Source organism: Amycolatopsis regifaucium, assembly GCF_001613935.1.
Lineage (GTDB): Bacteria > Actinomycetota > Actinomycetes > Mycobacteriales > Pseudonocardiaceae > Amycolatopsis > Amycolatopsis regifaucium.
In genome coordinates this window covers 299,118-313,233 of record NZ_LQCI01000051.1, presented here as the reverse complement: position 1 = coordinate 313,233, position 14,116 = coordinate 299,118, and the positions used below count along the sequence as shown (strand labels likewise).

The 14,116-nt window shown below is 70.1% G+C and carries 10 protein-coding genes; 3 read left to right on the top strand and 7 right to left on the bottom strand.

Annotation, left to right across the window (positions count from 1 at the left end):
- Positions 1-61: 61 nt before the first annotated feature.
- Complete coding sequence (locus tag AVL48_RS35395) at positions 62-2,176, top strand: EAL domain-containing protein (protein WP_061985384.1); 2,115 nt, start codon at positions 62-64, stop codon at positions 2,174-2,176.
- Positions 2,177-2,654: 478 nt separating this feature from the next.
- On the opposite strand, the gene AVL48_RS35390 is transcribed toward AVL48_RS35395, so the two are convergent.
- On the bottom strand, positions 2,655-3,092 hold the full coding sequence (locus tag AVL48_RS35390; protein WP_061985382.1) for a MarR family winged helix-turn-helix transcriptional regulator: 438 nt from the start codon (positions 3,090-3,092) through the stop codon (positions 2,655-2,657).
- 38 nt (positions 3,093-3,130) lie between these two features.
- Here AVL48_RS35390 and AVL48_RS35385 point away from each other — a divergent pair, with 38 nt between their 5' ends.
- Complete coding sequence (locus tag AVL48_RS35385; RefSeq protein ID WP_061985380.1) at positions 3,131-3,652, top strand: hypothetical protein; 522 nt, start codon at positions 3,131-3,133, stop codon at positions 3,650-3,652.
- Here the strand turns inward: AVL48_RS35385 and AVL48_RS35380 are convergent.
- The 4 genes from AVL48_RS35380 to AVL48_RS35365 form a co-directional block, all read right to left on the bottom strand.
- On the bottom strand, positions 3,642-4,412 hold the full coding sequence (locus AVL48_RS35380; RefSeq protein WP_061985378.1) for an SH3 domain-containing protein: 771 nt from the start codon (positions 4,410-4,412) through the stop codon (positions 3,642-3,644). The genes AVL48_RS35385 and AVL48_RS35380 overlap by 11 nt on opposite strands.
- Before the next feature lie 95 nt (positions 4,413-4,507).
- Positions 4,508-5,197: a sigma-70 family RNA polymerase sigma factor gene (locus tag AVL48_RS35375; RefSeq protein WP_061985376.1), complete on the bottom strand. Its 690-nt coding sequence runs from the start codon at positions 5,195-5,197 to the stop codon at positions 4,508-4,510.
- Between the two features lie 145 nt (positions 5,198-5,342).
- Positions 5,343-5,840, bottom strand: a complete 498-nt coding sequence (locus tag AVL48_RS35370; RefSeq protein WP_061985374.1) for a hypothetical protein — start codon at positions 5,838-5,840, stop codon at positions 5,343-5,345.
- A gap of 301 nt (positions 5,841-6,141) precedes the next feature.
- Positions 6,142-7,011 (bottom strand): alpha/beta fold hydrolase, encoded by an 870-nt coding sequence (locus tag AVL48_RS35365; protein WP_061985372.1) that lies wholly within the window; start codon positions 7,009-7,011, stop codon positions 6,142-6,144.
- 116 nt (positions 7,012-7,127) lie between these two features.
- On the opposite strand from AVL48_RS35365, the gene AVL48_RS35360 reads away from it, so the two are divergent.
- A complete protein-coding gene (locus AVL48_RS35360) occupies positions 7,128-10,250 on the top strand; it encodes an ATP-binding protein (protein ID WP_061985370.1) in 3,123 nt (1,040 codons plus the stop codon).
- Positions 10,251-10,408: 158 nt separating this feature from the next.
- On the opposite strand, the gene AVL48_RS35355 is transcribed toward AVL48_RS35360, so the two are convergent.
- Both AVL48_RS35355 and AVL48_RS35350 read right to left on the bottom strand, forming a co-directional pair.
- Positions 10,409-10,705: a hypothetical protein gene (locus tag AVL48_RS35355; RefSeq protein ID WP_061985368.1), complete on the bottom strand. Its 297-nt coding sequence runs from the start codon at positions 10,703-10,705 to the stop codon at positions 10,409-10,411.
- Positions 10,702-14,097, bottom strand: a complete 3,396-nt coding sequence (locus AVL48_RS35350) for a TM0106 family RecB-like putative nuclease (RefSeq protein ID WP_061985366.1) — start codon at positions 14,095-14,097, stop codon at positions 10,702-10,704. Before AVL48_RS35350 ends, AVL48_RS35355 begins: the two co-directional genes overlap by 4 nt.
- Positions 14,098-14,116: the final 19 nt, after the last annotated feature.

Sequence of the window (14,116 nt, the reverse complement as noted above, 5' to 3'; positions counted from 1 at the left end):
GAGAATCGTGGAGGATGTTTCTCCACAACGGAATGCGAAGACGACCCCAGGACCGGCAGACGTGACTGCCCCATTTCGGAACAGCGACGACAATCCCGTATCGCCTGACGCCCCGAAGAGAACTTCGTCGTCCGCGACGCCCAGGCGGAAGAACGCCGCACCGACCCGCGCCACGCTGGCCAGGAAGTGGGCCTATCTGGTCACCGGTACGGCGTACCTTCCGTATACCCACGCCCAGATAGAAGAACATTTCGCCGCTCTGCTGGACGAGGTGTTCGCGGCGGTGCTGAGTGACGAGGCCGAGCCCCCGCAGGCGACCGAAGCCGGCGCGCGGCTCGTCGCGCTCAGGTGCGTCGGTCCGGACAGCCTGCGTCGCACGATGGAGGTACTGGGCAAGGGGCTCTTGCACGAACCGGAATTGCAGGGCGTGAAGTCGCTGCCTGAAAGGGTGCTGCAGGTGCTCGGAGCGCTCGCCTCCGGCTACGGAGAGGCCTTACGCGAAAGCATTCAGACCCAGCAGGAGGATCTGAGCCGCACATTGGTCACCCTCGAACGCGAGACCAGACGCGAACTGGTGCTCTCGCAGGCGCGCTTCGAGCAGTTGTTCGCCGGCTCGGCGACCGGGGTGGCCATCACCAGGGTGGACGGCCGCGTCCAGCGAGTGAACCCCGCGTTCGCCGAGATGCTGAACCGGCCCGTCGCGGACCTGATCGGACTCAACCTCTACGACCTCGTCCATCCGGAGGACGCCGACGGTCTGCGCGAGGGATACCGGAAGCTGCTCGAAGGCGAGCGCCGGCGGCTCGAACTGTCACGAAGACTCGTCGCCGAAGACGAGGAATCGACGTGGGCGAGGTTCACCGGCGCCGTGATCCGCGATCCGGCAGGCGAAGCCCGGCAGTTGATCACCCTTGTCGACGGCGACACCGACGTCTCCCTGCTCCAGCGGCAGCTGAGCCGCCAGGCTCTGCACGATCCGCTGACCGGTTTGCCGAACCGGCAATTCTTCGGCACCCGGCTGGAACGGGCGCTACGGCACGCCGACCCGGCCTTCGGCGTCACGGTCTACCACCTCGATCTCGACGGGTTCTCCCTGATCTCGGGCGGGCTCGGCCAGAAACAGAGCGACGAGCTGTTGAAGAACGTCGCCGCGAAACTGCGGGCCGTCGTGGGCGGCGAGGACGCGCTGGTCGCCAGGCTCGGCGGCGACGAGTTCGGCATCCTCATCCAGAACACCGCCGCCAGCCCGGACGTCGCCACCGTCATCGGCATGATCAACCAGGAACTCTCCGAACCGGTCTACCTCGAAGGCGGGAGCGGGGTCGCGGTCTCGGCGTGTGTCGGGGTCGTGCACCGGCCGCCGCGGGACATCGCCCCGACCGAGCTGTTGCGCGTCTCCGGCATGACCCTGCGCCGCGCGCAGGCCAACGGCTACCGGCAGTGGGCGCTGTCCGACTCCGTTCTCGACACCAGGGAGCGGCACGAGTTCGGCCTGGCCGTCTCCATGGCGGGCGCTTGGGAGACCGGCGAGATCGAAGTCGGCTTCCGGCCGCTGACATGGCTGGCGGACAGCACTCCCGCGGGCATCGAGGCGAGACTCGCGTGGAACCATCCCCGCCACGGCCGGATCGGTCACGACACCTGCGTTCGCTTCGCCAACGAGACCGGCCTCATCGTGCCGCTCGGCGAATGGCTCATCCGCACCGCTTGCGAGGAGGCGGACGACAGGCTGCCGATGGTGGTGGGACTGACACCGCACCAGGCCGCGGATCCGGACCTCGTCGGGTCGATCCGAGGCTTGCTCACCGCGACCGGCCTCGGGCCGTCTCGGCTGCGGCTGGGCTTCCCGGCCGGTGCCGTGCTCGGCGACCTCGGGGAGACCGTCGAGAACCTGCATCTCCTCGCCGAGATCGGCGTGGACGCCGAACTGCAGGACTTCGGCGCCGCCGGTGACGTCATCTGCCTCGTGGACGTGCCCGTGCAGACAGTCCGCATCGCTCCGCGGCTGGCCGAACGGCGCACGGAACCGCTGGCCGAACGCTCGGTGCGGAACCTCATCGAGACCGCGACCATGGCGGGCGCGACGGTGGTCGCGGACGGGATCGACTCGACCGGGGACGCCGGATGGTGGCAGGCCGCCGGTGCCCACATCGGGGCAGGCAGGTACTTCGGTTAGGCCGATGGTCCGTGAAGGCCAGGCCGTGATCGGCACGAGCTTGATCAACGGAAGATCGGGGACACTCAACGTCCTCACTCTTCCGTTGATCAAGGTGACACCGGGTGGAACCACCCTCGTGCAGGTCAGGCGCAGGTACATGAATGAAGGCCTCCTTGAGGGAATCAGAGTCCCTCAAGAGGCCTTCACGGACCGCGCCATCTGCCGCACCGGCGCGGGCGCACCGCACTCGGAGGCATGCACATGCAGGCAACGGGTGTGACGCGTTGACCCCGGTCGAGATCACCGCCGCGCCCGACGTGGCGCCGGTGCTCACCCGCCTCGCGGCGACCGTGCCGCAGGAAGAATGCTTCAGTGTCACCGTGACCGCGAGCGAGTCGGCCAAGACCGCCGATCTGCTCGGGAGCATCGGTGCCCATTCGCCAACTCCAACCCGACGAACCGGCCGCTTTTCAGCACGATACGACGAAAGGGTGCTTCAGGTGCTGAGCGCGTCTGACAACCGGCGCAACGTGTCGCGGGCCTGTCGCAGGTCCTCGGCGCTGACACCGCTGTCATCGAGCATCCCCAGGCGCTGTGTTTCGCTCGCTCCCCACAGTCGGTCCAGCAGCCGTGAACCCTCGGGTGTGATGGCGTACAGGGGTGAGCGGCGATGCGCGGGGTTCGGCTCCGCCCGCAGCTGGCCGGCTTCGGTGAGGTCGTCCACGACCCGCTGCACGGCCTGACGGACTTGGCCGAGCCGTCGCGCGATGGCGGGAACGGCGGCGGGTTCCTCCGACACCACACTCAGCACGTGCCAGCGGGCCACCGTCGTGCCCTGCTCCGCCGCTTCCCGCTCGCTGATCCGGCGGCTCAAGCCCGCCAGCTCGTAGACGTCGGCGATCAACAGCCGGTAGTCGCGCACCAGATCGGTCATAGTTGACAGCATACTGTCAAAATGGTCATCCTGACCGCATGGACGTCACCGAGCGGATCGCCGCCGTGTTCACCGCCACCGGGCCCCGGCCCGAACTCGCCGCCCGGCTCAGCGTGTTCGAACCGCTGATCGGCAGCTGGGATCTGGTCGTGCACAACTACGGCGAGGACGGAAGTGTCCGGACCGTCGACGGGGAATGGCATTTCGGCTGGGCGCTGGACGGGCGCGCGGTGACCGACGTGTGGATCTGTCCGGCGCGGGCGAGCCGGGTCGACGGCGTGGACGGCGAATGGGGGATGAGCCTGCGCTTCTACGACGAGAAGATCGACGCGTTCCGGTCGACCTGGCTCGGTCCGGGGAACGGCTGGGTGCTCCCGTTCCTCGGGAAGCGGACCGAGGACGGTTTCGAGATCGAATCCGACACCGGCGGCGTCCGGCGCCGGTGGATCTTTTCAGAGCTCACCGCCGAGAGTTTCTCCTGGCGGGCGGAGGAAACGCTGCCGGACGAGGACCCCTTCGTCCGGCAGCGTTTCGAGGCCACGCGTGCGATCAGTGGTTGATCTTGAACCAGGGCTGCGACCAGCCGAGGTAGGTGTAGTTCCACGTGTTCTTGATCTCCGAGATGGTGGTCTCGGTGAAGCTGCCGGGACCGTGGATGTCGTTCGACAGGAACTTGCCGCCGCCGATGGAGATCATCGTGTGCCCGGTGCCGCCGTTGCTGAAGAAGGCGAGCCCGCCCGCGGGGACCTGGGTGTCACCGGGGTGCTTGTACGAGGCCGGGAGCTGGGTCCAGTGCACGTAGGCCGTTTCCGAACCGCTCGCGGACCAGCCGTAGGCCCACGAGTTGATCCGGTCGCACCAGCGGTAGTAGTCGGGATCGTTGTTGGTGTGCACGTGCGCCTTCGCCCACGCGACGGCTTCGGCGCAGGTCCGCGGGTTGCCGGTACCGGCGGTGGAGCAGGAGAGCGTGCTGCCGGCGCAGTCCGGGGCGACCCGGCCGTCCGAACCGGTGTAGACGTAGGCGTCGCTGATGTAGCCACCCTTGGACGGCACGTAGTCCCAGATGTCGGTGGTGCCGTACTTGCCGGTCACCGTCGAGCCGTTCGTCTGGCAGTCGATCGTGACGGCGGTGCCGCTCGCGACCGTGCCGACCGAGCCGGCACCGGTGTTCGGGCTGGACCGGACGGTCACCGCGACACCGGAGTCGGTGTTGACGGTGCCCGTCGCCGCCAGCGCCTCGCCCGCGCCGCCGAGCATGACCGCTCCGGCGATCGCGAGCACGCCCATGGCGCCCCTGGCGATCCTCGATCGGATCTTCATCTCTGTCCTCCAGTGGTTTCCCCAGATGAGAGGACAGGATCGCGGACTCCCGTACAAGCGACGTACAAGTGTTCGATGGTCGGAAGTGGACGGTTCTATACCGGGACGAGCTCCGGTGCGGCGACCTGCTCGACGTCCCGGACATGGGTCGCGTAACGGGCATTCCGCTCGGTGAGCAGCACGCGCAGCCGCGCGAGCGCCCGGAACTGGGCCGCACGGACGGCACCGGCGCCCGGCAGGCCGAGCCGCTCCGCCGTCTCCTCGGCCGAAAGGCCGAACACGAACCGGAGGGCGAGCACCTGCCGGTGCGGCATCGGCAGTCTGGCCAGCAGGAGTCCGGCCTGTATCCGGTGCTCCAGCCGTTCGATCTCGTCGGGGTCGCGGCGGGCCCACTGGGTCATCCCGTCGCCGATCTCGGGGACGGAGGCGACCGGTTCGCGGGAGCGGCGCCGGTAGAGGTCGGCCACCTTGTGTCCGGCGATGCCGAGGACGAACGCGAGGAACCGGTCCGGGCGATAGCGATAGCGGGGCAGGGCGATCAGGACCGCCTGCAACACTTCCTGTGCACAGTCCTGTGCGTCGCAAGCACCCGTTCCGGCGTTCCCGAGCCGGCCGGCGCAGTAACGGAACACGTGCGGGGAAAGGAAACCGACCAGTTCCCGGACCGCTTCCGGGTCACCGGCGACGGCCGCGCGCACCAGCCTGCTGTCCGGGTTGGGCAGCCGTCCCGCCGTCGCGGCGGCACGGGAGTCCGCGGGTACCGTCGATGGCGCTACCTCGTCCAAGTCTGCACTCCAGGTTCGGGGAATTCGCCGAGAAGGGGTGCGCCCGTCATCGGGGGCCGGGACTTCGTGCGCGGTGATCCAGCTTGCCGTGCCGCCCAAGGGATGTCCACACGTTCGACGGGAAGTCATCCGAACCGCGCAATGTCTACTGTGGACGATGCGGATGCGGGCCATCGAGGCAGGACAGGACCGGGGGATAGGCGGTGGTGTCGGCGCTGAGGAGATCCGACGTCCAGACGAGGCAGTGCGCGAGTACCCGGATCCGCTGGGCGAGATCGGCGTTCCCGCAGGCCTCGCCGATCTGGTCGGCGCAGGTGTCGGTGTCGTCGCGGACGCTGGCGGCGATGGCGCGGGCGATCGCGGCCACCCTCGGGTCGAGTTTGTCCGGCCGGACCGTCATCCCCGCCGGGTCGCGCAGCCGCAGGGTGAACGGTTCACGGATCCGCAGCGAACGTCGGCGATCCTTGGCGGCCAAGGAGAACGTGTCGACCAGCCGCTCGACGACGTCGTCGAGGGCAGGTCCCTGCCGGGTCGGCGACGCGGTGGACACCAGTGCGGTGGCGAGCCGGTCGGCCTCGCCCGATCTGGTGAGTGAAAGAAGATCGCGGGCGATGGTGTGCGCCCGTCTGGGACTGGGTTTCATGTCGAGGCCCCTTGTCGGTCGTGCCGACAAGCCCATACCCCGTGGGATAGCGGCTAAACCGAACATCCGCCGGATAGGGGCGAGTGGAGGCGCGGGTTGGGCCGTTCGACTCAGGCCGTCTTGGGGGTTCCGGTGAGTGGTGGGCCGGGTTGGTCGTGAGTGGCCAGAGCTTTCAGGTACCTACCGGGGGTGGGCACCCTTCCCCAGTACATGATGGCCCCCTTCCTTGCGCCTAGCGCAAGGAAGGGGGCCATCATGTACTTCACGCCAGCAGAGCGCAGGCCACGACTACCTGTACCGGCTAACGCGTCAGCAGGTCCCGCACCGCCTTCACCACCTCTGTCGGCGACTCCTCGGCCATGAAGTGGCCCGACGTGACCGTCCGGTGGTCCAGGTCGGTCGCCCACGCTTCCCAGAGCGCGACGGCGTCGTAGCCGAGCGCGGCGCCCCAGTCCTGCTGGAGCACGGTGAGCGGCATCGTGAGCCGGTTGCCCGCTTCCCGGTCCGCCGTGTCGTGTTCGACGTCGATGCCCGCCGACGCGCGGTAGTCGGCGACGATCGAGGTCACGGCGTTGCGTGACGCCTCCAGGTAGGCAGCCCGGACATCGGCGGGGATGACGTCGCCGCGCTGTGTCCACGCGTCGAGGAAGTGCCCGAAGAACGCGTCGGGCGCGGCGCCGATCAGGGTCTCCGGCAGGCCGGGCGGCTGCGCCATCAGGTAGAGGTGGAAGCCGACGGCGGCGCTGGTGCCGTGCAGTACGGCCCACATGTCCAGCGTCGGCAGCACGTCGAGGATCGCGAGGTGGCTCACCTTGTCCGCGTGGTCGAGTCCGGCACGGAGGGCCACCAGCGCGCCCCGGTCGTGCCCGGCGAGGGCGAACCGGTCGTGGCCGAACGCTTGCGCGACGGCGACGACGTCGGCCGCCATCGTGCGCTTCGAGTAGGTCTCGCCGGTGTCGGCCGGCTTGTCGCTTTCACCGTAGCCTCGCAGGTCGGGGCACAGAACCAGATGGTCCGCCGCCAGCTCCGCCGCCACGTGACGCCACATGAGGTGGGTCTCGGGGAAGCCGTGCAGCAGCACGATCGGGTCGCCGGCCCCGGCGACGGCGACGTTGAGTGCCACGCCGTCCGCCACGGGGACGCGCTGGTAGTCGAATCCGGAGATACGCATGAGAACCTTCCTGGTCGTTCGCTGTGAGGCCAGCGTCCCTGTGCCGAATCAGCACCGGGTCAGCGGCGAACGAGCGCGTTGGGCACGATGATCACTGTCGGTGAAAGGAGGTGACGATGCGGTTCGGAGTGCTCGGTCCGCTCGTGGCCACCGACGGGCGCGGCGAGGTCGGGCTCAAGGGGCCGCGGCACCGGGCGGTGCTGGCGAGACTGCTGATCGCCCGCGGCCGCGTCGTGCCGGTGGAACGCCTGGTCGACGACCTCTGGGAGCGCCCGCCCGAAGGAGCGGTCGGTGCCGTCCAGACCTTCGTCGGAGCCCTGCGCCGCGCGGTGGAGCCGGATCGCGCGCCTCGTGAACCCGCGCGGCTGCTCGTCACGGTCGCCCGCGGTTACGCGCTGCGCGCGGATGTCGTCGACGCCTGGGAGTTCGAAGCCGCCGTGACCGCCGCCCGCGAACTGATCGACACCCACCGCCCGGACGCCGCGCTGCCGCACGTGGACAGCGCGCTCGCGTTGTGGCGCGGCCCCGCCTACGCCGAATTCGCCGAGGAGGGCTGGGCACGCGGTGAGATCGCCCGCCTGACCGAACTCCGGCTGCGGGCGAGGGAACTGCGTGCCGAGGCCCTTCTCGCGCTGGGGAGGGCGGCCGAGGCGATTCCCGATCTGGAAGCACAGGTACGCGAACATCCGTTGCGGGAGAACGGTTTCCGGCTACTGGCGTTGGCGCACTACCGGTCCGGACGGCAAGGAGACGCGCTCGCGGTGCTGAGAACGGCGCGCGAGGTCCTCGCCGACGAACTCGGTATCGATCCGGGCCCGGCCCTGCGTGATCTGGAGGCCGACATCCTGGCGCAGGCACCCCGGCTGGAGCCGTCCGTGCCCAAACCGGTCGCACGGCCGCTGGTCGGACGGCACGCGGAACTGGCCGAATTGGAGGAAGCCGCGGCACGGTCCCGGCTGGTGCTGATCTCGGGGGACGCGGGGGTGGGGAAGACCGCGCTGACCGAGGAGTTCGCGGCCCGCCTCGCCGCGCGGGGCTGGACCACGGCCTGGGGCGGCAACCCCGCCGAGGAGGGCCTGCCACCCGCCTGGGCGTGGACCCGGATTCTCGCCACACTCGCCGACGCCGGATACGGCGCCGCGCCGACGGCGGACCAGGGCGTCGTGGACCCCGTGTCCGCGCGCTGGCGATGGCATCGGGCGGTCGCGTCCTATCTGGCCGGTGCCGCCCCACTCCTGCTGGTGTTCGACGATCTGCACTGGGCGGGCGAAGAAACGCTGGCGTTGCTGACATCCGTGCTCGCCGAGCCCGGCGGTGGACCCTCGCTGATCGTCGCGACCTACCGGGGTACCGACCTGCCCGCCCCGCTGGCGGACTTCCTCGGCCGGGCCGCCCGTGCCGAGCCGACCCGGATCTACCTGGCCGGTCTGCCCGAGACCGAGATCGCGGACCTCGTCCGCGCCACGACCGGCGAGGACGTCGGCCGGGAGACCGCCAGGGTGATCCACCGGCGCACCGGCGGGAACGCCTTCTTCGTGCGTGAACTCGCCCGCCTGCTGGCCGCCGAGGGCCCGGCCGCGCTGGACGCGGTCCCGCCGGGAGTCCGCGACGTCGTCCGGCACCGGGTCCAGGCACTGCCGGAAGCCGTGCGGGTCGTCGTGCGCCACGCCGCGGTGATCGGCACGGACATCGACCTGGACGTGCTCGAAGCTTTGACTGGGGGAACCGCGCTCGACGCGGTCGAAAGCGCGGCCCAGCACGGATTCCTGACCGAGACGGCGCCGCATCGGTTCCGCTTCGCGCACGCTCTCGTCCGGGACACGCTCTACCACGATCTGTCTCGTTCGCGGCGGGCCCGCACGCACGGCGAGATCGCCGAGGCGCTGGAAAGCCTGCGCCCGGAAGACGTCGACGCCTTGGCGCACCATTTCGTGCTGTCCGGAAGGCACACCGATCGCGCCGCACACTACGCGCGGGCCGCCGCCGAACGGGCGGAAAGCCGTTTCGCCTCGACGGAAGCGGCCAAGCTGTGGGACGCCGCGCTCACCGCGTACGACCGGTCCGGCGCCTCCGGCCCGGAGACGCGGCTGGAGCTGATCATGGGCAAGGCCCGTGCGTCGGCCGTATCCGGTGGGCTCGGCCAGGCCCGGCGGCATCGGGCCGAAGCACTGGAACTGGCGGAAAAGCTGGACGATCCGCTCCTGACCGCCCGGGTGATCGGCGCCTTCGACGTCCCCGCGATCTGGACCGAAAGTGACGACCCCGCGTTGGCCTTCCGGATCACGGCCGCCGTCGAACGGACACTCGCCGCGTTACCCGCCGACCGGGAGGCCGACCGTTGCCGTCTGCTGGCGACGCTCGCCGTCGAGCTGCGGAACGCGGGCGGGCGACGGGCTCGCGAAGCGGCCGAAGAAGCCGAAGCGCTCGCACGACGCCTCGGCGACCCGGCGCTGCTGGCCTTCGCGCTCAACGCCCGGTTCCTGCAGTCCTTCGACCGGGCCGGGCTCGCGCCGCGGCGGGCCGAGATCGGCGAGGAGCTGGTCGACCTCGCCGCGCGGCACCGGCTGGTGACGTTCGAGGTGCTCGGACATCTCGTGCTCCTGCAGGCGAAGAGCGCGCTCGCGGAGTTCGCCGCCGCGGACCGGCATGCCGCGTCGGCGGATGAACTCGGGGAGAGGTATGGCACTCCGCTCGTCGGCGTGTTCACCCGGTGGTATCGCGCGATGCGGACCGCGATGACCGGTCCCGGCGGGGAAGCCGCCTATCGGGCCGCGGCGGCCGGGCTCGCCGGGACGTCGATGTCCGGAGTGGACAACGGGATCCTCGCCCTCGCGCTGTTCTGCGACCGACTCCAGCGCGGTTTGCCCCGTGAAGCACGCGAAGAGAGTTACGGTTCCTACGAATGCTGGTGCCGTCCGGTGCTTCCGATCCCGGACTCACCCCGAGACCTGCTCTACGAAGCCCGCACCTGCCTGCACGCCGTCGTCGCGCTCGAACTCGGCGACCGGACGGCGATGGAGCGGCTGTACGCCGAACTCCTGCCCGCCGACGGCGAGATCGCCGGCGCCGGGAGCGCGATGCTCACCCTCCGGCCGGTCGCGCACTATCTCGGTGACCTGGCCGCCGCTCTCGGGCGCCACGCCGCGGCCGCCGCGCATTACCGGCGGGCACACGCCATCGCGGTGAAGGCGGGCTCGCCGCATTGGGCGGCCGCGGCACGCCAGGCTTCGGATTTGTGAGAAAGGGCCCGATATATCGCAAGTGTCCACAAAGGACAGTTTGTGCCGCTCGAACGTAAGGAGGTCGAGCGTCCCGATTGCCACACAGTCCCGGCCAGCGCCGTCATGGTCACCAACCCGCGGGCAACACGCCACTTTTGCCTTAACCCCTCAATGGCTCACTTCTCGCGCATCGCACGGCGGATCTCGGCCAGCTTGTCCTTCGCGGCCTTGTCGCGATCGGCGATCTTCTTGTCGAGCGAGGCCACGTCCTCCTTGCCGCCGAGGCCGGCGAGTTCGGTCGAGCCCAGCGAGGTCGTGTAGCGCTGCTCGATCCGGTCCCGCACGTGGTCGAACGACGGCACCCCGGACTCGCTGTACTCCGGCTCCGGAACCTCCACCGGGGCCGTGGGAGCCTCCTCGACGATCTCGGCGTCGATCACTTCCGGCGTCTTGTCCGGATCCTTCTCACTCATCGTCCACTCCGTCCTTCGTGCCAGGGCACGGCTTCGGTCATCAACCCGAGCATGCCCGAGACCAGGCGCATCTGGTCGACCGTGCGGATATCGGCTTCGACCAGTCGCGGTGAGCAGACCACGATGGCGAGCGCCTGCGCCCGTGAAAGTGCCACGTTCAGCCGGGTGCGGGACAGCAGGAACTCCAGGCCACGCGGCAGATCGACCGCCGACGACGAGGTCATCGTGGTGATCACCACCGGCGCCTCCTGGCCCTGGAACCGGTCGACGGTGCCCACCCGCACGCCGGGGAATCCCGCCTGGTCCAGTGCGCGGGCCACGACCCTGGCCTGCAGGTTGTACGGCGCCACGACCAGGATGTCCTCGTCGCCGAGCGGCCGGGGCTCGCCGTGGTCGGTCCAGGCCCGCCCGTGGAGATCCGCCACGATGGCGGTGACGGCTTCGGCCTCTTCGACCGAGCGTGTCGTGTTGCCGTGATGATCGACTTCGGCGAGATACAGCCCGGCCTCGACGCCGTCGATCGCCCGGTCGGCCGCCGAGGGGTGCGAGTGCAGGCGACCCGCGTAGGACAGCCGCGAGACCGGCGCGCAGACGGCCGGATGCATCCGGCGGGTCTCGTCGAGGAAGTAGCCGAGTTCGGCCGGGATGATGTCGGCCTCGCCGATCAGGTGCCCGAGCGCGGACGCCTCGGCGCCGGCGGGATGCGTGCCCTGCACGACCTGCGGCAACTGCTGCGGATCGCCCAGCAACAGGAGGTTCTTGGCGCACATCGACACCGCGAGCGCGTCGGCGAGGGCGAACTGGCCCGCCTCGTCGATGATCAGCAGGTCGAACGGCTCCTCGCGGATCGCGGCGTTCGCGAACGTCCACGCGGTCCCGCCGACGAGATGGCCGGTGTCGTGCTCCTCACGCCAGTTCACCAGCGCGGGATTGGTCTTCGGCTGCTCCCACGGCGCCGCCGGATCCGGGGTGCGCTTGGCGCGTTTGGCGCACGGCAGGTCCGGCGCGTTCTTCAGCGCGGCGGACAGCACGTTCTCCACGGCCTTGTGGCTGGTGGAGGTGACGGCGATCGTTTTGCCCGCGCGTACCAGCTTCGCGATCAGCCTGCCCGCCAGGTACGTCTTGCCCGCGCCCGGCGGGCCCTGGACGGCGAGGGCGGAGCCGTCGAGCGCCTCGACGGCGTCGATCACCGTGCTCACCAGATCCGTCCCGGGCTCGGGGAGGGGCCGGTCGTCACGCAGCCGCGGCGTCGTGCGCCGGAGCAGGTCGACGCCGGGGTGAGCGGGCAGCGTCGGCAGCGCGTCGACGACAAGCCGGGCGAGGTCCGCGACCGCGTCGTCCTTGGGAGAGGGCCGCACCGGGCTTCCCGGCAGCACCGCGACGGGTCGGTCCGCGGACGTCTCGTCGGGCGCGCAGCTCTCTTCGAGGGTCAATTCGACGGCGGTGGCGGAGACGACCTTGGCATCCCGCGCGGACGCCCCGTAGCGCAGGCGGACGTCGTCACCGGGGGCGAAGGGATGCGGCCGGTCCGGATCGCACCGAAGCGTCAGTGAACGTTTGGCCTTGCGGACCCGGCCCGAAGGCGGCACCCATTCCCCGGCCTCCATGGCCACCGGGACGGTGCAGGCGTTGTCGGTCTCCAGATCGCCGAGCGGCGCGGCCAGCTGGCGAAAGTACTCCCACCACGCCGGATTCGTCTCGCGGCGGTGATAGCCGACGGACGCGGCGAGCAGCGCCCTGGCACGGTCCTCGCCGGTGAACTCGGCCGGATCGTCGGGCAGCCCGTCCAGCAGCGGATCGACCAGCGCGGCCAGCTGCGCGGCGCGTTCGGCGCGTTTCCGGGCGGCGACGTCCTCTTCGGTCTCGCGGAGCAAAGCGTCCACATCGGACTCTTCCGGGGGCTCGGCGAGCGGGATTCCTTCGTCCGCGCGGATCTTGTGGAGGAATTCGAACAACCGCAGTGTGGAGAGGCAGTCGTATTCGTTGTAGTCACTGATGCCGCGCAGGACCTCGTCCGCTTGTTCGGTCTCGCCGGACGCGGTGAGCGACAGGTAGTCCTCGTAGGCTTCGATGCTCGAAACCGCCGTCTTCACGTCACCGCCGCGAGCTTCCGGCATGTAGAGCGGTTCGAGGTACTTGATCGAGTACGACCGCTGCGAGACCCGGAGTGCCTTGCGTACCACGGCATATAGATCGACGAGTCCGCCGCTGCGCAGCAGGTGGTCGACGGCGTCCTCGCGGGTCCCGTGCACGGCGGCGAGCCGTTTGATCGCGGTGACCTCGTACGGGGCGTAGTGGTAGACGTGCGAGCCGGGGTGCTCGGCGAGCCTTGCGGTGGCGAAGTCGACGAACTCTTCGAAGGCGCGTTTCTCCTGCGCCCGGCTATGCGCCCAGAACGGCGTGAACTTCGTGTCCTCGTCGGCGGTCACCGCGCCGAAAAGGTATTCGAGTCCCTCGCCGGCCAGGGCGTACGGATCGCCCTCCATGTCGAAGAAGACGTCGCCGGGCGCGGGCGGCGGCAGTTCCGCCAGTGCGTCCGGATCGATGATCTCGTAGGCGATCTCACCGGTGGCGTCCTGACGGACCTGGATCGCGGCCTGGGCGCGCAGCGTGGTGAACGACGTCGCCGAGATGTCGCGCGGCCGGTCCTCCGGCGTGGCGGCCGCGAGCGCGTCGATGGTGCCGAGACCTGCCGCGACGAGTTTGCGCCGCTGGTCACCGCGCATCCCCGCCACCAGCGAAAGATCGCGATCGGCTTCCCGGGCGCTCGCGCAGTGCGCGGCGTAGGAACAGCCGCCACAGGCCGGCCGCTCGTCGGCCCACAGCGGGACCGGCAGAGTCGGCGGCCGGTTCCGCAGCCGGGCGCGGAGCCGGTCCACCAGCGGCAGGAAGTCGTCGACGCGGAACGAGCGCGTGCTGTGGTCACCCAGCAGCAGGTGCATTCGCGGGCCGCTGGGCCAGCCCGCCCGGCGCAGGGCGTCGGCGTACGCGGTCAACTGCACCACGGCCGCGGGCTTCGCGTGCCTGGCGAGCTTCGTGTCGTACACCTCGTAGCGGCCTTCGTCGTCCCGCATCAGGAAGTCGGCGCGGCCGGAGAACTCGCCATCGTGGAAGACGGCCTGGTAGATCACCGGGGCACCGGCCCGCAGCGCTTCTTCGGTGGCCTTCGCGGCGACGACCGGGTCGCGTTCGTCGATCTCGACGACGGCGCTCCGCTCGCCGCGCAGCTTGTCCAGCGTCGCGGCCTCGTGCGCTCGCCCGTGGGTGACCGCCAGCTGATCGGGCCCGGAACCCGGCCGGGGCGCCCCTGGGAGACCGGCGGCCAGCGCCTGGTTCAGGACACTGCGGTGCTCGCATTCGAGCAGATCGGCGAGATCGGACGGGGTGTACATCGCCCGGGAGTCTGACATG